Below are 19650 nucleotides of genomic sequence, written 5' to 3'. Positions count from 1 at the left end.
CGCGAGCTCTTAGCGTCCACACAAGGGCACCAGGAGCACCGTCACATGCACACCCTCCGTTTCTTCACCAACGCCGACGTCGCTCGCGCGCTGGATTACGCCCCGCTCATCGAAGCCCTGCGCACCGGCTTGGCCGTTGCCTGCGAGGCGCCCGTGCGCAGCTGTCACGACCTGCCGCACGATGCCAGTCTGTTGCACATGCCGGTGTGGCAGAAAGGGCAGGGCATTGGCGTGAAGCTGGTCACCGTGTTCCCCCACAACAGCGCCCGCAAACTGCCCTCGGTTGCGGCGGTGTTCACCTTGTTCGACGACGAAACCGGGCAGCCGCTGGCCTTGTTGGAAGCCTCGGAAATGACCGCCCGCCGCACCGCGTGCACCTCGGCATTGGCGGCCGACTATTTGGTACGTAACGACGCCGAGCGATTGCTGATCGTCGGCAGCGGCACCCTGGCTGCCCATATGGTCCGCGCCCATTGTTGCGTGCGGCCTTACTGCCACATCGAAATCTGGGGCCGCAGCCCGGAGAAGCTGGCGCCCCTGGTCGCGCAGCTGCAAGGCGAGGGCTTCCCCGTCTCCGCCAGCGGCAATCTGCAAGCCAGCGTCGAGCAGGCCGACAGCATCACCTGCATCACCACCTCGCGCGAACCGCTGGTGCTGGGCGCCTGGCTAAAACCGGGAACGCATTTGGACTTGGTCGGCGCCTTTCTGCCGAGCATGCGCGAAACCGACTCGGCTGCCGTGGGTCGGGCGCGGATCGTGGTCGACACCCGTGAGGGCGCGTTGGAAGAAGCGGGCGATCTGCTTTTCGCCCTGGCCGACGGTGTCATCAGCGAGCAAGTGATTGCCGTGGAGCTGCGGGATTTGCTCAATGGGCGCGGCCAGCGTCTCAACGCAGACGAAATCACCCTGTTCAAATCCGTCGGGTTTGCGCTGGAAGACCTGATCGCCGCCAAGACACTGCTGGCTCAGCAGCCGGCCCTGTGAACTGTCTCCAAAACCTGTGGGGCATTCTGTGGATAAGGTGGGTAAAGGTGGCAAGGAGCCTCTGTTCATGGGCTCTGGCGACTTCTGTGGGTTTTTTGTACAGCGCTGCGTTTTGCGCCAATTTCGACCTTAAAACAACGCCTTAGCGCGAATTTCACGGTTTGCAGTGCCAAGGTCGTCTTCGTCGCACAACTTGCCCCCAACAACTGTGGGCAGTGCTGTGGATAAGCGCGGGAGCAATCTGTCCAGACCACGGGGGACAAGCCCTCCAGCGCTTTGCGCAGTTATTGACCAATCCTCCGGAACCGCCCGTTACGGCATATCCACAGCCCTGGAACAAGCTGTTTCCAAGCTGCGCCCCCGCTTTTGCACATCGTCGACTTTTGGCTGTGGACTGACCGAAATATCTTGCGCCTTTGCCACAGATTTGTACGCGCCATTGGTGACTGAAATAACTGTCCCCAAAACCTGTGGATAATTCTGTGGGCAAAATGGGGAAAGCTCTGGCTTAGCGTGAAATCGCGCGGGCTGGCGGGAATTGTAGATTTTTTGATCGCCGTAATTTATTCCCGCAAAACAGCGATTTACCTGGCTTTCCGAGCGTCAGTGCAGTAGTTCAGTCGGTTTTTGTGCGAAGCTGTGGATATGTACAGTGGTTTTCGCCAGCTGTGAATATCGGGCGACAATACGGGCAAAAATCAAGGGCTTTTCGACGATCTATCCACAGCTTCGTCGGGACGCTGTTAATACTGTCCCCAAAACCTGTGGGGCTTTCTGTGGATAAGGTGGGTAAAGGTGACAAGGAAGGCCATTTGACGGGGCCTGTGGGAAATAGGCTATTTTTTGATCAGGCGCGTTTGTTTCGTAAAAACAAGAAGTTATTCACGCTTCGGCGGAGCAACTCGCCGTTTGGCGAGTTTCCCCCAATCTCTGTGGGTAGGGCTGTGGATAAGCATTGGAGCGTTAGCTGGCGTCGAGGAGTGGCGTGGCCTGGCGGGATTTGTACGTTTATTGAGCGGGTCGCCGAGCGCCACATGTCGCTCAGTTATGCACAGACACTGTCAACTGATATTCGCGCATTTTCAGGGGTTTACGAGAAATGGAGGCGCGCCTGTGGAGAAGTTATCCAGCCAGGCTGTGGATTGACTTGTGGATAAGCTGGGGAGCGGCCGCCGTGAGCCTATTCGGCCGTGGCCTGGCGGCAATCGTATGTTTTTTCACCATAACGAGGCCCCACCATGTTTAAACCTTGGGCGGCCTCGTACGGCCTCCTATGTTTGATGAGCTCGGTCACCGCGCTTCAGCGGCTCGGCGACTGGCCCGTCCTTAATTATTCCAACGTGAGGCCGTTCCAACCCCTCACCCACACCTGTTTGTTCAGTGTGTGCGTGTTGGTGCATATATCAACGACGCCTACGCGCACTCGGGACTGAGCCACCAGCGCCGTAGTTGCCTGCTGCAAAAGAGAGCGAACCACCGCGTCATCCAGAGCGTGGAAGCCATGGGTGTTGTAGTACCGGGTCTGGCCGTCATCGTGCTGCACACGGATGCCAATGACACCCTTGTAATTGAAGTCGGCAAGGTTGGTATAAACGCTTTTTATATATCCGGTTGTAAAACAGGTCTGCGATGCATAAACAGTATTCGGCAGTGAGAGAGCAAGTAGTGGGAAAATCATGCACTTTAGGCTGACACCAAACATAGGTTTCATGAGATAACTCCAAGAGGTTATAGCGACCCGTTGTGGCCATTTTGTTAATCGTTGCTGGTTAATAGGCGAGCTAATTGCGAGTTTTTTTGTTGGTTATATAGGCACTCAGCATAAGAAAACAATAAAACTGAAATTTGTATTCAAGTGTCGAGTCGTCTCCATGTTCTCTAGGTGTGCACTTGGTTGTCCATTCAGGTGCAGGGCGGTGGTTTACTGATAAAACGCTACGGACTTTTAGCTTATGAATATCATCGTGGAGTTGGGCTTTCCGTCATCTCTATGTACCACTCCGGCCGGTCGCTAATAATCGCCAGATGCGTCGCGAGCTTGTAGCTAAGGTTTCGCCATGGATTGCCGCGGGTATCTTCCGACGTGTTTGCCCAGAAATTCCAGGTGTAGTCGCTGTGTAGCCAGCCTTTATCGCCCATGGTAGTAAGCGCCCACATGCTGGTGCGTTTACCCGTAGGGTTGAGTTGTTTTATATAGTCAATAAGATTGATGTAATCGCGCCCCTCGTCAACAAGCGGCCGTGTGCTCCAGTGTGTGTCGCTGTATAAATAGGCTTGGTATGCAAGCACCTGTCTGGACTGCGAGGTATTAACGTGCCATTCCTTAATGAGTGTTTTGGCACTATCCCAGCTAACGTTGACGGCGGAATTAACTTGCGGCTGCCATAGAAAACGGCCTTCATACACAGAATATAAATTTGGCAAATGGCCTTCCAGATCCATCAGGGTCTTCCGGTAACCTTGAACATCCGGTCGAACTGCAATATTGGCCAGGGCGCCAGTTGATCGCGCATGTTCCAATATCTGCGCCCTGGCATACCCGGTAACCGGGTCGATGATCAATAGAACCTGATTATCCACCGCCCATTTAAGAAGGTCCGCAAACAGAACGAGATTTTCGTCAGTTCCAAAACTTAGCGATTGATCCCGCTTGCGCATCCGGTACGTGGTCAGCACGTCCTGCGGATAGTCCCACACGTATTTTCCCGCTGGCCCGCCATAAGCGACCATAGGCACGTGGCGTCCGGTGAGTAGCTGATGGTTACCCGTTTTGTCGAGTCCGGTAAAAAATACGTTGAACCGCATGATCCTGTAACCAGCGTTCAACGCTTCTTTGGCCGCTTTAAGCGTGCCCTCGGGAGCGTTATTAGCGGCTGCACGCCCCCAGTAACCACGCTCTGGAATGCCAACGATATCCGCTGTCGCTGACCAACGCGGCACCATCATTCGATTGATCGCGCCGCAGAGCAGAGGCTTCTCGCGTTGGCCTGCACAGGTTCCGCATTGATGACGATCGTCGTATACAACGACCGGATCAAATTGAATACCTGCGCTGGTTGCGCAATTGTTTGCTGATGCCGGGTTGAAGAGTAGAAACAGTAAAAACGCTGCGAATGACTTTAGGGTCGGCGAAACCATCAGCTGAATCTCGATGTGGGAATGTTATGGCGCCGCTTATTGCCTCGCGGATCCGATACTGTCGGTCTGAACAATAGTTACGTGCGCGATTGAAGCGACACGCCTTTCAATTCAACGGGTGCGCAAAAGCATGTTTGTAAGAACGGCGTTGCGCCCTGCGACGGGGTACTGGATCAGGTTGATAAAGTCCGGATTGTATTTGGATGCGTAATTTTTCTGTATGTCATCCACTAATTCTTTCTGATTGGCGTATCGGGTTCCGCGGGTATCATGGCGTTGATAGTACTCGTAGGTTTCGCGATCTGACCCCGACAGCTGATATGTGCTTCTTACCGGCGCGGTTTTGCTGCCGCTTGGCCAGACTTCAATCCACATGAAATCTTCGTTGAAGAAGGCCCTCATGTCGTAGGTCTGCCCATGCTCTTGGCCCACCCTGAGGTCATGCAGTTTGTCCAGTGAATCAATATCGGAAGCCCTTTGAACTAACCCTGGCAAGTTCAGCGGTTTTCGCCTAAATCCTAGTGAATAATCGACCAGATGGATGTTAAAGCTGTTGCCCATCTGCTCGGTTATGAACCACTGTGGGTCCCTGCTGCCATTGTTATATGTTTCGACGACAATCAAGTCGTCTGATGGCAGTTTGTTGGAGTACGATCTTAGGGCCACGTTTGCCTGGTAGGCCAAGGCCGGTGGCAAGAAACTTGTGGTCAATAATATTGCTACTGCAAGAGTTTTGAGATTAATCACCTAGGTCTCCCCGGCAAGCTTGAAATGTATTCACGGATAGTTCCGATAGGGTTTTATATGTTCAGGGCCAATGCGCGGCTAGTTGTTCGAACCCTTGATGACCGCGCGCTCGTACCACTCTGGTCGGTCGCTAATCACGAGAAGGTGTGTGGCGAACTCGTAACTTAGGTTGCGGAACGGATTTCCACGGGCGTCGGTGCTTGAATTGGCGGCAAAGTTCCAGGCGTATTGGCTATTGAGCCTGCCTTTGTCGCCCATCGAGTCCCTTGACCAGATCGCCGCACGTTTGCCCAATGGCGTTAACTTCCTGAACCGGTCAATGAGGTTGATCCACGTGGCTGCCGGTTCCAGCGTGATGGTCTCCGAATATGACTTGGTGCTCCAATGGTTGGGGCTATACAAGTTAATGTTATAGGCCAGTATTCCTTTGGATTCGCTGGTTTCTCTGTGCCAGCTCCCGATCACAATCTCTGTGGAAATTGCGGCAAGCTCAGGGGTTTCGTTTATGGTAGGTAGCCAGAGAAACCGGCCTTCGTAATGTGCGTAATACGGGTACCAAGTACCAGCGCTTATTGAGACTTTCAGTTGTCTTGCATAGTCGCCCCCTCCACTATTTGGCGCCCTCAAAACAACGTTACCCAGCGCGCCAAGATAGTGTGCTCGATTGAGGACCGCGGCGAATGCTTTTACGTCGCGGCCGTAGGGGTCGATAATAAGAAGTACCTGATGGTCCATGGCCCATTGGAGCAGATCATCTATTAGCAGCAGATTATTTCCTGGCTCATGGTTCCTTGTTTGGTCGCGGTTACGCATATAAAGCTTGTGAAGTTCTTTTTCTTCATAGTCGTAGAAGCGCTTGCTATTCGGTTCGCCGGCGGCACTGGCTGATGTGTAGCGACTCAAAAGCGCTTTCTCGTTAATCGCTGTGTTTTCATCCAGGACGAGCGCGTCGAACTCCATTACCCGGTAGCCGGCGTCGTATGCCGCCTGAGCCGCTGCAAGGGTGTTTTCCGCAGCGCCGTGTCCTGGAAGACGTCCCCAGAGGCCTCTATGGGGAACGGCCACCAAATCGGAAGGGGCTGACCAGTTGGGCACCATGATGTGATTAATGGTCGCGCAGAGCTGCGGCTTTTCGAGTTGTCCGGCGCATGTGCCGCATTGATGGCGGCTGTCGTATATCTGGGCGGGATCAAGTTTCTTTCCTGCAGCTAAAATGCACTCGGCGGCATGCAACAGGGAAAGTGGTGAAACAACAAAGCAAAGTGAAGCCATTAACAAAGAAGTCTTGAATCTCGACATTTACAATGCTCCTGCTCTTTCGCGTTTAGGCTCGCGACTTCCTGTTTAAGGGATGACGGTCAGTAATGTTGTTTTGCTGAATTAAAGTTAAAGCGGGGCTGGTCTTTTGTCGGCATTTACAATTCAAACAAGAGTGTTTTTTCGATGCGAAACAGGTTGCTCTTAATTGCTGCGGCGATCAATGCTAAAGGGGCGCGGTCGGAAGTTGCCTGCGTTAAGAAGCGCAGTTTTTTACAAGAGTGATGGCGAGGCGATTACTGAACGTTTCGCTGATGTTCGGAATAACGCGTTTATGGCGGCTTACACTTGGGTTTAGTTAGGATTTTTCTATTCTTATTTTGGATAGTTTCTCGCCGGTGATTTCGTATTTTCAAGCGAAATTGCACCAGCCTGGCATCTGTTAAACGCTACCCAGCCCCTGCCAGTGCTTCGAGCCAATAAAGATAAAGCGCAATTGCTGCGTCATCTTGGCTTGTGGGGTGAGGTGTTCAGGGAGTTCCAGTGCTAGCGGGTCGATCAGTTCGGGCAGGGTGGCGAAAACGGTTTTCACCACCAGGTCGGCAATCACCGCGTGCGCGGCTTCGTCCAGATGCGGCAGTTTCGGCATATGGCCCAAGTCGCTGACCAGGTCGGCGGTGATGCCTTCGCGTAGTGCACTGATGGCTTGGCGCACGTTCTTCGAGCCACCGTACTGCTCGCGGGCCAGAAACAGGAACTGCGAGCGGTTGGCTTCGACATTGGTGAGAAAGATGCGCACCGAGGCGTCGATGACGCCGCCCATTTGCATCTCGTTGTGGCGCACCTGGCGGATGGCTTCGCGGAAGGTTTCGCCCACCTCGGTTACCAACGCCAGGCCCAGTTCATCCATATCGCTGAAGTGCCGGTAGAAACCGGTGGGCACGATACCCGCGTGCCGCGCCACTTCGCGCAGGCTCAGGCTGCCGAAGCCACGGCCGCTTTCCATCAGGAACCGCGCGGCATCCAAGAGCGCTTGGCGCGTCTGCTGCTTCTGTTCGGCACGAGGTGACATGCGTGGCGCGGTTCCCTGCGGTGGTGTGCCGCGCACTCTAGCAAAAGCATTTACGTGGCGTCGAACGAGGCGGCCATCCGCTCGTTCAGTGCACGACTGTTGACTGAGATTCGCCGCTCTGGCAGTTTGGTGCACGCTTGTGCACTCAAAGCTCTTTCCTTAGGTAAGTCCATGACCCTAATTCCTTTTGTCGTTGCGCGTCGTAGCGCTCGCCTGTTGGCGCCGCTGCGTGCGTTGGTCGCGCGCGGTTGGCTACGCGAGGCCAGCGTCGACGCCGTGCTGGCGCAGCTGCATCCGGCATGGCGGCTGAACCGCGTCTTCTCCCGCTTAGTGAGCAGGCGCTGGGTGGCTGACGACATGCTCGCCCTGACCCTGCAACCGAACGGCAACTGGCGTGGCGCCGAGCCCGGCCAACACATTCAGGTGTACCTGGAAGTGGACGCCGTCCGCCTGAGCCGCAGCTACAGCCTCACGGCAGTGATGGCAGACGGCAGTGTGGAGATCGCAGTCAAACGCCAGCCTGGCGGGCGGCTGTCAAATCGCCTGCTTGACCATCTGGCCATCGGTGACGCCGTGGAGCTTGGCGAGCCCTTCGGCGAGCTGACCTGGCCGCATCAGGCGCAGGCCGTGCTGTTGCTGGCGGCGGGCAGTGGTCTGACGCCCCTGCTGGGCCTGTTGCGTAACGCGCTGGAAAAAGGCTTTGGCGCGCCGGTGGAGTTGTTTCACTACGTGCACGACGCCGGCCAGCACGCGTTCGCCCGCGAGCTGCACGCGTTGCAGCAGCGCCACCAGAACCTGCGCGTGCGACCGATGTTGACCACCGAGACCGGGCGCTTTTCGCCTGCTCATCTGCACGCGTTTACCGCGAGCGATGTGCTCACGTGCGGCCCGTTCGGGTTTGTGAATGCGGTGAATGAATGGTGGAGCAGCACGGCAGCAGAAACGCCGCTGCAAGCCGAATCGTTTAGCCCGCCCGAATTAAACAGCAACGCCAGCCACCGCCCTGTGCTCATGCGTTTCGCCCGTGCCCAGCAAGACGTGCTCGGCAACACAGCCACCTCGCTGCTGCAACAAGCCGAAGCTGCCGGACTGCGGCCCGCGCACGGCTGCCGGCAGGGCATTTGCGCCAGCTGCACCTGCCTGCTGCTCAGCGGCACGGTGCGAGACCAGCGCAGTGGCATGGTGCTAAACGAGCCCGGTCAGGCGATTCGCCTGTGCGTCAGCGTGCCCATGGGCGACGTGGTTGTGGATATTTAAGGAGAGCGCCATGCGCAATGATCGCCCGTTAACCGACAGCGAGCTGTCCGCCTTCGCCGCTGAACTCGACGACCTCGGCCGCCGCACGCGGGCCGACCTGGGCGCCGTTGATGCCCGCTACATTCGCCGCCTGCGCAACGTTATTCGCCTGTGCACGGCCGCCGGGCGCGGCCTGTTGTTGCTGGGCTGGTTTCCGCCGACGTGGCTGCTCGGCACCCTGTTGCTGGGGCTGGGCAAGATTCTGGAAAACATGGAGCTGGGCCATAACGTGATGCACGGCCAGTACGACTGGATGAACGACCCCGAATTCAGCGGCCGCACCTACGAATGGGACATCGCCGGCCCTTCGGACTTCTGGCGCCACACCCACAACCATATCCACCACACCTACACCAACGTGCTGGGCATGGACGACGACATTGGTTACGGCGTGGTCCGCCTGTTCCCTGAACAACGCTGGAAGCCGTTCTACCGCTGGCAGCCGCTGTGGGTGGCGTTGCAAGCGCTGCTGTTCCAATACTCCGTGGCGGTGCAGCACCTGCGGTTGGATAAAGTCTACAAAGGCAAGATGAGCCGCGACGAGTTGCGACCTTTGCTTCGCGTATTCACCGCCAAAATCGGACGCCAATGGTTCAAGGATTACCTGTTCTTCCCTGCCTTGGCCGCGCTGATCGGTGCCAATGCCCTGGCGGTACTGGCTGGGAATGCCGTGGCGAACCTGCTGCGCAATCTGTGGACCTTTTTGATTATTTTCTGCGGGCATTTCACCGAGCGAGCGGCGGTTTTCCCGCGAGAGGTGGTGGAAAACGAAATCCGCGGGCACTGGTATCTGCGTCAGCTGCAAGGCTCCAGCAACCTCAAAGGTGGCAAGCTGTTCCACATTCTCAGCGGCAACCTCAGCCACCAGATCGAGCACCATCTGTACCCCGACGTGCCGGCCCGACGCTACGCCGCCATGGCCGTCGAGGTGCGCGAAATCGCCCGGCGCTACGGCCAAACCTACAACTGCGGCAGCCTCGCCGCGCAGTTCGCCACGGTGCTGCGGCGCATCTGGATTTACCGCAAACCCAACGGCCTCGGCGCGAAGCCGACCTAACGGCGGTTGAATCATTTCGCCATCAAACCGTCGATACCTCTATAAGACGGCCCCCCGCAGTTCGCCACGGGCTGCGGTTTATGGAGTGGTATGAATGACGTTGGCCCGTAAAGTGTTGCTGTGGTTTCTGGCTATTTTCTTCGCAGTGATTGCCATAGCGCTGGTGGTAATCGCCACCTTCGACTGGAACCGCATAAAGCCGCGCCTCAACGACACCGTCAGCGAACAGCTGGGCCGACCGTTCGCGATTAACGGCAACCTTGCGGTGGTGTGGGCGAGGGAGCCGGAAGAAGGCGGATGGCGCGCCTGGCTGCCCTGGCCGCATTTTTCCGCCGAAGACATCACCCTCGGCAACACCGAGTGGGCCAAGGCGCCGCAGATGGTCAGCCTGCAGCGCGTGGAGTTTCGCCTGGCACCGCTGCCGCTAATCTGGCGCACCGTGAGCATCCCGCGTATCGATCTGACCGGCCCGACTGCCAGCCTTGAGCGCCTGGCGGATGGGCGCAACAACTGGACCTTCACCCTCAAACCCAGCGACCCCAACGAGCCGCCGTCCGACTCGCCGTGGGTGGTCGACATCGGCGCCATTGGCTTCGATAAAGGCCAGGTTGAGGTTAACGATCAGAGCCTGAAAACCCAGGTGCAGCTGGTGATCGACCCGTTGGGCAAACCGGTGCCGTTCACCGACATCGTCAACAAGCCAGGCACCGACAAAGCGGCTCAGCCCGAGGCGACACCGCAGGACTACGCGTTTGGTTGGACGCTCAAGGGTCAGTACAAAGGCCAGCCACTCAATGGCTCCGGCAAGGTCGGCGGATTGCTGGCGCTGCAAGACAGCCGCCAGCCATTCCCGGTACAAGCCAACGTGCAAATCGGTGCCACCAAAATCGCCTTGGCCGGCACGCTCACCGACCCGAAAAATTTCGGCGCGCTTGACCTGCGTCTGCAACTGGCCGGCACCAGCCTCGGCAATCTGTATCCGCTAACGGGCGTGACCTTGCCGGACACGCCGCCGTTTGCCACCGACGGGCACTTGCGCGCCCAACTGCGCGACCCTGCCGGCATGCAGTTTCACTACGAACAGTTCAACGGTTCGATTGGCGACAGCGACATCCACGGCGATCTCAGCTACGTCGCCGGCCAGCCACGGCCCAAGCTCAGCGGCGCCTTAACCTCCAACCAATTGCGGTTCGCCGACCTGGCGCCGCTGATTGGCGCGGACTCCAAATCCGAGCAGAAAGCCCGAGGCGTCACCAGCAAACAGCCCAGCGACAAAGTGCTGCCCGTGGAAGAATTCCGCACCGCGCGCTGGCGCGACATGGACGCCGACGTCAACTTCACCGGCAAGCGCATCGTCCACAGCGAAAAACTGCCCTTCACCGACCTCAACGCGCACGTGCTGCTCAACGACGGCACCCTCAGCCTGGAACCCCTGCGCTTCGGCGTGGCGGGTGGCCAATTGAACGCCACCATCCGCCTCGACGGCAGCCAGACGCCGATGCAAGGCAAAGCGAAGCTGAGCGCGCGCAACTTCAAACTCAAAGAGCTGTTTCCCACTTTCGCACCGCTGCAAACCAGCTTCGGCGCGCTGCAAGGCGACGTCGATATCAGCGGCACCGGCAACTCCGTGGCGGCCTTGCTGGGCACGGCCAACGGCGATGTGCGCATGTTGATCAATGACGGCGCCGTCAGCCGTGAGCTGATGGAACTGGCGGGCTTGAATGTCGGCAATTACGTGGTCGGCAAACTGTTCGGCGACAAAGACGTGCGCATCAATTGCGCCGCTGCCGACACCGGCGTCAAAGACGGCCTGCTGACCACGCGCCTGGTGGTGTTCGACACCGAGAACGCGCTGATACACGTCGACGGCACTGCCAACTTCAAAACCGAACAACTGGACCTGACCATCGACCCGCAATCCAAAGGCGTGCGCATTATTTCCCTGCGTTCGCCGTTGTACGTAAACGGGCCGTTCAAAAGCCCCAACGCTGGGGTGAAAACCGTGCCGCTGCTGGCCCGTGGCGCAGGCATGTTGGCATTGGGCGCCATCGTTGCGCCGGTGGCCGGGTTGGTGGCGCTGGTGGTGCCGAGCGGCGGTGGCGATCAGGTGAACGAATGCGCACCGCTGCTGGAAAAGATGAAGGCCGGCAAGCTTCGCTAGCCGGTAGGAGCCAGCTTGCTGGCGAATCCTGGAAACAACGGTTGCGGCTGCCTTTGCCACGGTTTGCCAGCAAGCTGGCTCCTACAAAAGCCCTGATGAATCAGGCATTCGCCGGCAACACCGGCAGTCGCGCCAAACGCACCGACACGGCCAATGCGCCCACCAGCAGCGCGCCGATAAACACGCCAACGCCCAACCAGCCAAAGTGATGCCAGAACATGCCACCCACTGTGCCGGCCACGCTCGAGCCCAGGTAATAGCAGAACAGGTACATGGACGAGGCTTGCCCCTTGGCCACGAACGCGCGCCGGCCAATCCAACTGCTCGCCACCGAGTGGGCGCCGAAGAAGCCGAAGGTGAACAGCAACATTCCGACGACGATCACCGGCACCTGCGGCAGTAAGGTAAGCAGCAAGCCGGCGAACATCAGCACGATCACCGCCCACAGCACTTTGCGGCGCCCGAGTTTGTCGGCCAGCGAACCGACCCACGCCGAGCTATAGATGCCCGCGAGGTACACCGCCGAGAGCAAGCCGACCACCGCCTGGCTCATGTGGTACGGCTCGCCCAACAGCCGATAGCCGATGTAGTTGAACAGCGTCACGAACGCGCCCATCAACAGAAACGCCTCAAGAAACAGCCACGGCAGCCCAGCGTCGCGCAGGTGCATGGCGTAGTTGCCCAGCAGGCTTTTCAGGTTCAGCGGCGTGGCGCGAAAGTGTTTGGACTCCGGCAAGATGCGCCAGAACAGCAGGGCGCCGAGCAGCGACAGGGCGCCTAGCGAACCAATGGCGACGCGCCAGTTAACGAAGTCGACCATCACCCCTGCGATCAATCGCCCGCCCATGCCGCCAATGGCGTTGCCACCGATGTACAAGCCCATCGACAAGCCGATGAAGCGCGGGTGAATTTCTTCGCTCAAGTAGGTCATGCCCACCGCCGCCAGGCCACTCAGTGACAAGCCGAGCAACCCGCGCATCAGCAGCACGCCGTGCCAGGTCGGCATGCACGCGCTGGCCAGGGTGAACAGCGCGGCCGAAAGCAGGGAAATCACCATGATCTGCTTGCGCCCCAAGGCGTCGGAAATCGGCCCGGTGATGAGCAGCCCGATGGCCATCATGATGGTCGAGATCGACAGCACCAAGCTGCTCTGCGCCGCGTTAAGGTCGAACTCGGCAGACAGCACCGGCATCAACGGCTGCACGCTGTACAGCAAGGCAAAGGTGGCGAAACCGCCGGCAAACAATGCCAGCGACGTGCGGACAAATTGCGGCGTGCCTTTTTCGATAAAGGCTTCGGTTTGTTCGACCGTGCTCGTTACGTCGGCCGCCGCATCGCGAGCGGCTTCGAGCACAGTGGGGGAAGCGGAAGGGCGCACACAGACCTCGTGAAACAACAGGGTTCGAGAAGCAGTGCGCACAGAATAGTAATCGGGCTTTATTATCTCCAATATATTGTTCGTGTCGTTTGATCTGTTTTTCGACCTAATCGTCTGCGGAGACTGCCCATGGAATTGCGCCACTTACGCTACTTCGTCGCGGTCGCCGAAGAGCTGCATTTCGGCCGCGCCGCCGAGCAACTGGGCATTTCCCAGCCGCCGCTTAGCCAGCAGATTCAGGCATTGGAAGAAGAGATTGGCGCGCGGTTGTTTGAACGCACCAATCGCCGGGTTGAACTGACTGAAGCGGGCCGTTTGTTCCTCGACGAGACCCGACAGATTCTCGCCCATGTCGAAAAGGCTATGCAGATCGCCCGCCGCGCTCAGCAGGGCGAAATCGGCGAGCTGAATGTGGGCTTTACCGCGTCGGCGCCCTTCACCTCGACGATCCCGCGCAGCATCCTCGCGTTCCGCCAGGCCCACCCGGACGTGCACCTGAGCCTGCGGGAAATGAGCAGCCGCGTGGTGATCGAGGCGCTGTTGGAGGAGACGGTGCAGGTCGGCGTGATTCGGCCATTTGCGTTGCCCGATACCATCACCGCCGTCGAACTGTTTCGCGACCCGCTGGTGGCGGTGCTGCGCGCGGATCATCCGTTGGCACAGGGAAGCGACGAGGGCATTTCCATTGCCGCGTTGGCCGATGAGCCCTTTGTGTTTTTCCCGCGCAGTTACGGCACCGGCCTGTATGACCAACTGATTGGCTTGGCACGCAACGCCGGGTTCAGCCCACGCATCGCCCAGGAGGCGAGTGAGGCCATGACCATCATCGGCTTGGTGTCAGCAGGGTTGGGGGTGTCGATGTTGCCGGCATCGTTCCGGCGCACGCGGGTGGATGGCGTGGTGTATCGGACGTTGCTCGATGAAGGCGCCACGAGTGCGGTGTGGCTGGTGGTACGCAAGGATCAGCAAGCGCCGCTGGCCTTGGCCTTTGTTGAGCAGGTGACGCGGGAGGCGGCCGCGTTGCAGGCCGACCGACGATTTGCATAGGTCTGACTGAAGACCAAAGACTCATCCGAGATTCTGCATCCCGAATCGTCGGACCGCCGCGTGCGCGAGGATGACGGAGTTTGTCTTAAACCCACCGTCATCCCCGCGCAGGCGGGGATCCAGACTCTCAAGCCGAGCGCAAAAGCGCATCACGGCTTTTCAGCCGTGACACGTGGGCTTACTTAACCGAAGCCAACTGCGCTTTCAACGCAACGCCGGCCATGATGGCGCCAGCGTGGCATTCGTAGTTCTGCGGGTTTTTGTATTCAACGCCTTTGTAGTTGCTGGCGATTTCGATCACCGCATTGGCGCCGGCTGCCTTGGCGGCGTTGGCCAGTTTGATGATGGCCGATTGCATGGCCCAGGCGCAGGCTTCTTCGTCAGACTTGTTGAAGGCGTTGGTCTTCTGGTTGGTGGTGATCTGCGGGTTGATCACGTTCACTTTGCCAGCGGGCTTCTGCCCTGCCATGTAGAACTTTACCGAGCCATCCAGCTTGCCGGCAGCGGTCGCCTGAGCGATCGCGGTTTCCAGTGGCAAGTAGTGCGTGGTGTCGCGCGCCTGGCTGATGCCGGGAATAGCGGCCAGAAGCAGGGCTGCGGCGGTGAGGCTTTTCAAGTGCATAGTCGTCTCCTTGACGGCGGTGGGGTAGGTCGGTCGGTTCTGTCAGCGCCAGCGGCGGAAGATCAGCGAGGTATTGACCCCACCGAAGGCGAAATTGTTGTTCATCACGAATTCATTGTTCATCTGCCGCGGCTCGCCGCGCAGGTAGTCGAGGTCCGCGCACTGCGGGTCGATGTTGTCCAGGTTCAGGGTGTGGATATAACGGTCGCTGTTGAGCATTTCGATGCTGAACCATGACTCCAGTGCCCCGCACGCGCCCAAGGTGTGACCCAGGTAGCTTTTTTGCGAGCTGATGGCCATGCCCGAGCCGAACAGGCTGGCGGTGGCGTGGGTTTCGGCGATGTCGCCTTGTTCGGTGGCGGTGCCGTGACCGTTCACGTAGCCGATGGCGTGCGGGTCCAAACCAGCGTCTTGCAGAGCCAGTTCCATGGCGCCGCGCATGGTCACCTGTTCCGGTTTGGTGGCGTGCTGGCCGTCGGCGTTGCAGCCGAAGCCGACGATCTCGGCGTAAATCGTGGCGCCACGCGCTTTGGCGTGTTCCAGTTCTTCAAGCACCAACATGCCGGCACCTTCACCGATCACCAGGCCGTCGCGGCCGCTGTCGTAGGGGCGTGGCGAGGTGTGCGGTGCGTCGTTCTTTAGGCTGGTGGCGTACAGCGCGTCGAACACCATGGCTTCTGTCGGGCACAGCTCTTCGGCGCCGCCGGCCAGCATCATCGGCAGACGGCCAAACTTGATGGCCTCGTAGGCATAACCAATGCCTTGGCTGCCGCTGGTGCAGGCGCTGGACGTGGGAATCAGGCGGCCTTTGAGGCCGAAGAAAATGCTGATATTGGCCGCCGTGGTGTGCGGCATCATGCGGATGTACGAGTTGGCGTTGAGGCCGTCGGCCACCGAGTTGAGCAGCATATTGCCGAACGCTTTGATCTCTTCGGTGCTGCCGGTGGACGAGCCGCACGCCACGCCCATACGGCCATCGCGAATGCTTTCATCACCGAGCAAACCAGCGTTGGCCAAGGCTTTTTCGGCGGCCAGCACCACCAGGCGCGACACCCGGCCCATGCTGCGCAGCTGTTTGCGGTTCCAGGTTTTCGGCACCACGAAATCATCGATGGGGCCGGCCAAACGGGTGTTCAGTTCGGCGAAGCGATCCCACTCGTGCATACGGCGAATGCCGCTTTTGTTGGCGCTGAAGTTGGCTTCGATGCTGGCCCAGTCACTGCCAAGGGATGTGATGCCGGCCATGCCGGTAACTACCACGCGTTTCATCAGCACAGGCCTCCATTGACCGCGAGCACTTGGCGGGTGATGTAGGCGGCTTCGTCCGACATCAGGAAATTCACCGCGCCAGCCACTTCTTCCGGGGTGCCCATGCGTTGGGCGGGGATCATCTTCATCATTTCTTCAATCGGCAGATCGTCATCGAGCATGGCCGTGTCGATCAAACCGGGGGCCACGCAGTTGACGGTAATTTTGCGTTTGCCCAGCTCAACCGCCAGCGCTTTCGCCGCGCCGATCACGCCGGCTTTCGAGGCGCTGTAGTTGACCTGGCCACGGTTGCCGATCATGCCGGACACCGAGGTGATGCAGACAATACGTCCCGGTTTGCGTCGGCGAACCATCGGCATGACCAACGGGTGCAGGATGTTGTAGAAACCGTCCAGATTGGTGCGCAGCACCACGTCCCAATCTTCTTCGCTGAGGGCCGGAAAGGCGCCGTCGCGGGTTAGGCCGGCATTGCACACCACGCCGTAATAGGCGCCGTGGGCTTCGACATCCGCTTCAAGAATTTCCCGGCACGCGGCGCGCTCGGCCACATCGAATTGCAGAATGCGTGCCTGCTGGCCGAGGGCGACGATTTCTGCCTGCACGGCTTCTGCTTCAGCGCGGCCACTGCGGCAATGCAGCACCAAGTCGAAGCCGGCGCGGGCCAGGCGCAAGGCGATGGCGCGGCCGATACCACGGCTGGAGCCGGTGACGAGAATGGTGTCAGTCATGTGCAGGTTCTTCCAGATAGCTGGCCACGTGGGGCGGGCGGAAAACGTTGAGGCGCGCGTGGGCGTGAATGCCCGGGCCGGTCAGGTTGCATTCGAAAACGCCCATGCCGTTGTCGTCTTGCAACGAGCGCAGGGCGTGAATGTGCAGCTCGGCGCCGAGGGGAAAGGCCTCGACGTTGCATTGATAATTGCGCGTGCCGAGCAGGAAACCCAGCTCCACTGGAAGGCCAGCCTGGCGCGCCTGGCAGCCGGCAAACGCCGCCACGCTTTGCGCCATCAGCTCGATGCCGACCCACGCCGGCAGGCTGCCATCGGCCTGGCTGAACAAGCCACCGGCGCGCACGACCAGGCGGGTGTGCACGTCTTCGTCGGCGAAGCTCAGCACTTCGTCCACCAGAATCATGTCGGCGGCGTGGGGCACCAGCTCAGCGATAGGCCAGACGTTCATGGGCGCACCTGAGCGGTCGGCGTGGTGCCCAGAATCAAGCTGATGTTGTTGCCGCCAAAGGCGAAGGAATTGCTCATCAGGCGCTGTGGGCCTGGGCGTTCCAGACTTGAAGTGGCGTCTGTAAACGTAAGGGCGGGCAGTTGCTCATCGCGCTGGCCATCCCAAATGTGCGGCGGCAGGCGCTTGGCGTTCAGGCTTAACCAACAGAAGGCGGCTTCCAACGCGCCGGCCGCGCCGAGGGTGTGGCCGGTCATGGGTTTGCTGGAGGAACACGGCACGCCGTTGGGGAACACCGCCGATACGGCCAGGCTTTCCATGGCGTCGTTGTGCTGCGTGGCGGTGCCGTGCAGGTTCAGGTAGGCGATGTCGTCTGCGCCCAAACCAGCGTTGGCCAGGGCCTGGCGCATCACCTGTTCGGCGCCGCGCCCTTGCGGGTCGGGGGCGGAAATATGGTGAGCGTCGCAGTTGGCGGCAGCGCCCAGCAGGGCGATGGATTCGGTGCTGACGCCGGCGTCGCGGGTCATCAGAAACAACGCCGCCGCTTCGCCGATATTGATACCAGAACGGTTGCGCGAGAACGGATTGCAGCGTTCATCCGACAGCGCTTCCAGCGAGCCGAAGCCGTTAAGCGTCAGTTGGCACAACGAGTCCACACCGCCGCACAGCACGGCGTCGCACAAGCCGCTTTGCAGCAAGCGACGGGCGCTGAGCAAGGCGCGGGCGCTGGAGGTGCAGGCGGTGGAAATGACGTAGGTCGGGCCGCCCAGTTGATAGTGCGCAGCCAGAAATTCTGCCGGCGCCGAGAGTTCTTGCTGACCGTAGTGGTAGTCCGCCGGGAATGCGCCTTCTTGCAGGAACGTGCGAATGCTCTGGGTCGCTTCGTCGATGCCCGACGTGCTGGTGCCGAGCACCACGCCGATGCGGCCATGACCGTAACGGGCGATGGCCTGCTGAATGTCCACATCGATTTGTTCAGCCGCGGCCAGCAGCAGTTGGTTGTTGCGGGTTTGGTAGGCGCGGTGGGCGCCGGCAATGGCGGGCAGCTCGGCGTTGACCGCGCCCACGGGCAGCGGGCGCTCAGGCACCCAGCCGGCTTGCACCTGCATGCCATCGGTGTCGCCGGCGAACAGGCGCTCAGCGACGTGGTGTTTGTCATTGCCCAGGGCGCACAGCAGGCCCAGGGCATTGAGGTAGGCGGTCATGGCAACGTCTCGACGCGGTAGCTCAGCCCCGTCTGGGTACTGAGCTGAAAATTCAGGGGTTGCTGGTAGTCCACGCGCCAGCGCGCGGCGCCCGCTTCCATCAGGCGGCGTTGTTGCGCCTGTTGCTGCCAATCCGCCTCGGGGTAATAAGCGGACACTTGCTCGGCCGGGGTCAGGGCAAACAGCAAGGCAGCAAACAGCTCGCGCGCCTCGGGGTTGGGCGGCAGCAGGCCGTCATTCTGCCATTGGTTGCCGGTCAGCAGTTGGCGCGCCACAGGAATGCCCATGGGATCGATCAGCGACCAGCGCAGCGCCGGGCCTTCCTGTTGCAGCACCAGAAACCAGTCCTGGGTTTGCCCGGCCTGTTCACGCTGCACATGCAATTGCAGCGGCAAGTCCAGACGCGGCGCGTGCGCTGGCAGCGGCGCCTGATGGGCGCAGGCGCTCAACAGCAGAGCCAGCAGCAGGGGCGCGAGGAAGCGTTTCATGCGCTGTGGCTCGCCAGTGGTTTGCGCACGGCGGCGTTCACCAGGGTTTCATTGCGCTGGCCCACGGCTTTGGGCTTCACCAGCTTCCAGCGTTCCAGCAAGCCGAAGTCGGCGGAGCGGCTCCACCACAAGTACGGGTACGAAACGTTCTGCGGGCCGAACTCGAAACCCTGCTCGCGCAGCATGGCCAGGTATTCGTCGGCGCTGCGTTGCACGTGCATGGGGTGACGGAACAACCAGCGAATCACCCAGGTGTCGATGTAGTACCGGGTCGACTCGGCAAACAGCAGCCAGCCGCCGGGTTTAAGCACGCGCCAGAATTCGGCCAGCGCCGCTTCCTGTTCCACCAAATGGTGGAACGTCTGGTGGCAGAAAATCACATCGACGCTGGCGTCCGGCAGTTGGATAGACGCGCAGTCGCTGCTCAGCAATTGAACCGCCAAGCCTTCACGTTCGGCCTCGGCGCGGCTCATGGTCAGGCTGTGCGGGTCGGCGTCCAGGCCAATCAGCTGCGCCGGGGCAAACGCGTTTTGCAGCAGACGGAACGACTTGCCCTGCCCACAACCGGCGTCCAGCAATACCGCATCGCTGGGCAGCGCCTGGCCGAGCAGGCCCTTGAGGTCGTTGATCGCCACCCGCAGCACGTGGTGCTGCCAGACGTGACTCTGCAAGAACCAGAAACCGAAGCGGGTTTCCTCAACGTAGTTGCGGCCCGCTGGGTTGTGCGGCGACGGCTGGATCGGTGCGTTCATCGGC

The 19650-nt window shown here is 59.7% G+C and carries 18 protein-coding genes; 5 read left to right on the top strand and 13 right to left on the bottom strand.

Annotated elements, in window-relative coordinates:
- The first annotated feature begins 45 nt into the window (after positions 1–45).
- Positions 46–984, top strand: coding sequence for a bifunctional Delta(1)-pyrroline-2-carboxylate/Delta(1)-piperideine-2-carboxylate reductase (lhpI, locus tag ACZZZU_RS12405; protein WP_463550757.1), 939 nt, complete (start codon positions 46–48; stop codon positions 982–984).
- A 1330-nt stretch (positions 985–2314) separates the two neighbouring features.
- Here lhpI and ACZZZU_RS12400 read toward each other — a convergent pair.
- The 5 genes from ACZZZU_RS12400 to fabR all read right to left on the bottom strand — a co-directional run bounded on the left by ACZZZU_RS12400 (position 2315) and on the right by fabR (position 7198).
- Complete coding sequence (locus tag ACZZZU_RS12400; RefSeq protein ID WP_463550756.1) at positions 2315–2695, bottom strand: hypothetical protein; 381 nt, start codon at positions 2693–2695, stop codon at positions 2315–2317.
- Between the two features lie 248 nt (positions 2696–2943).
- Positions 2944–4122 (bottom strand): hypothetical protein, encoded by a 1179-nt coding sequence (locus tag ACZZZU_RS12395; protein ID WP_463550755.1) that lies wholly within the window; start codon positions 4120–4122, stop codon positions 2944–2946.
- Between the two features lie 111 nt (positions 4123–4233).
- On the bottom strand, positions 4234–4869 hold the full coding sequence (locus ACZZZU_RS12390; RefSeq protein ID WP_122491921.1) for a hypothetical protein: 636 nt from the start codon (positions 4867–4869) through the stop codon (positions 4234–4236).
- A gap of 78 nt (positions 4870–4947) precedes the next feature.
- Positions 4948–6168, bottom strand: coding sequence for a glycerophosphodiester phosphodiesterase family protein (locus ACZZZU_RS12385; RefSeq protein WP_463550754.1), 1221 nt, complete (start codon positions 6166–6168; stop codon positions 4948–4950).
- A gap of 400 nt (positions 6169–6568) precedes the next feature.
- Positions 6569–7198, bottom strand: a complete 630-nt coding sequence (fabR, locus tag ACZZZU_RS12380; protein ID WP_122491919.1) for an HTH-type transcriptional repressor FabR — start codon at positions 7196–7198, stop codon at positions 6569–6571.
- Between the two features lie 171 nt (positions 7199–7369).
- Between fabR and ACZZZU_RS12375 the strand changes: the two genes are divergently transcribed.
- From ACZZZU_RS12375 to ACZZZU_RS12365, 3 genes are all read left to right on the top strand, one after another.
- A complete protein-coding gene (locus ACZZZU_RS12375) occupies positions 7370–8455 on the top strand; it encodes a ferredoxin reductase (RefSeq protein ID WP_463550753.1) in 1086 nt (361 codons plus the stop codon).
- Between the two features lie 10 nt (positions 8456–8465).
- Positions 8466–9551 (top strand): fatty acid desaturase family protein, encoded by a 1086-nt coding sequence (locus tag ACZZZU_RS12370; RefSeq protein WP_463550752.1) that lies wholly within the window; start codon positions 8466–8468, stop codon positions 9549–9551.
- Between the two features lie 94 nt (positions 9552–9645).
- Complete coding sequence (locus ACZZZU_RS12365) at positions 9646–11712, top strand: AsmA family protein (protein WP_463550751.1); 2067 nt, start codon at positions 9646–9648, stop codon at positions 11710–11712.
- Between the two features lie 100 nt (positions 11713–11812).
- On the opposite strand, the gene ACZZZU_RS12360 is transcribed toward ACZZZU_RS12365, so the two are convergent.
- The gene (locus ACZZZU_RS12360; RefSeq protein WP_463550750.1) at positions 11813–13090 is read right to left on the bottom strand and encodes an MFS transporter; all 1278 of its coding nucleotides are present in this window, start codon (positions 13088–13090) and stop codon (positions 11813–11815) included.
- Positions 13091–13219: 129 nt separating this feature from the next.
- Here ACZZZU_RS12360 and ACZZZU_RS12355 point away from each other — a divergent pair, with 129 nt between their 5' ends.
- Positions 13220–14137 carry a LysR family transcriptional regulator gene (locus ACZZZU_RS12355; RefSeq protein WP_463550749.1) on the top strand — a complete coding sequence of 306 codons (918 nt, stop codon included), beginning with the start codon at positions 13220–13222 and terminating at the stop codon, positions 14135–14137.
- A gap of 178 nt (positions 14138–14315) precedes the next feature.
- On the opposite strand, the gene ACZZZU_RS12350 is transcribed toward ACZZZU_RS12355, so the two are convergent.
- From ACZZZU_RS12350 to ACZZZU_RS12320, 7 genes are read right to left on the bottom strand one after another with little or no spacing between them, the layout of a single operon-like run.
- Positions 14316–14759, bottom strand: a complete 444-nt coding sequence (locus ACZZZU_RS12350) for an excinuclease (protein WP_122491913.1) — start codon at positions 14757–14759, stop codon at positions 14316–14318.
- 42 nt (positions 14760–14801) lie between these two features.
- Positions 14802–16028: a beta-ketoacyl-ACP synthase gene (locus ACZZZU_RS12345; protein WP_463550748.1), complete on the bottom strand. Its 1227-nt coding sequence runs from the start codon at positions 16026–16028 to the stop codon at positions 14802–14804.
- Positions 16028–16756, bottom strand: a complete 729-nt coding sequence (gene fabG / locus ACZZZU_RS12340; RefSeq protein WP_463540314.1) for a 3-oxoacyl-ACP reductase FabG — start codon at positions 16754–16756, stop codon at positions 16028–16030. The genes ACZZZU_RS12345 and fabG overlap by 1 nt, the downstream gene beginning before the upstream one ends.
- Positions 16749–17204: a hotdog family protein gene (locus ACZZZU_RS12335; protein ID WP_122491910.1), complete on the bottom strand. Its 456-nt coding sequence runs from the start codon at positions 17202–17204 to the stop codon at positions 16749–16751. The genes fabG and ACZZZU_RS12335 overlap by 8 nt, the downstream gene beginning before the upstream one ends.
- Complete coding sequence (locus tag ACZZZU_RS12330; protein WP_463550747.1) at positions 17201–18406, bottom strand: beta-ketoacyl-[acyl-carrier-protein] synthase family protein; 1206 nt, start codon at positions 18404–18406, stop codon at positions 17201–17203. The genes ACZZZU_RS12335 and ACZZZU_RS12330 overlap by 4 nt, the downstream gene beginning before the upstream one ends.
- Positions 18403–18894: a DUF3261 domain-containing protein gene (locus ACZZZU_RS12325; protein ID WP_122491908.1), complete on the bottom strand. Its 492-nt coding sequence runs from the start codon at positions 18892–18894 to the stop codon at positions 18403–18405. The genes ACZZZU_RS12330 and ACZZZU_RS12325 overlap by 4 nt, the downstream gene beginning before the upstream one ends.
- A complete protein-coding gene (locus ACZZZU_RS12320) occupies positions 18891–19646 on the bottom strand; it encodes a class I SAM-dependent methyltransferase (RefSeq protein WP_122491907.1) in 756 nt (251 codons plus the stop codon). Before ACZZZU_RS12320 ends, ACZZZU_RS12325 begins: the two co-directional genes overlap by 4 nt.
- Positions 19647–19650: the final 4 nt, after the last annotated feature.

Source organism: Pseudomonas sp. AC136 (assembly GCF_979258585.1).
The sequence above is the reverse complement of the archived record's forward strand: the minus strand, read 5'-3'. Positions and strand labels throughout refer to the sequence as shown.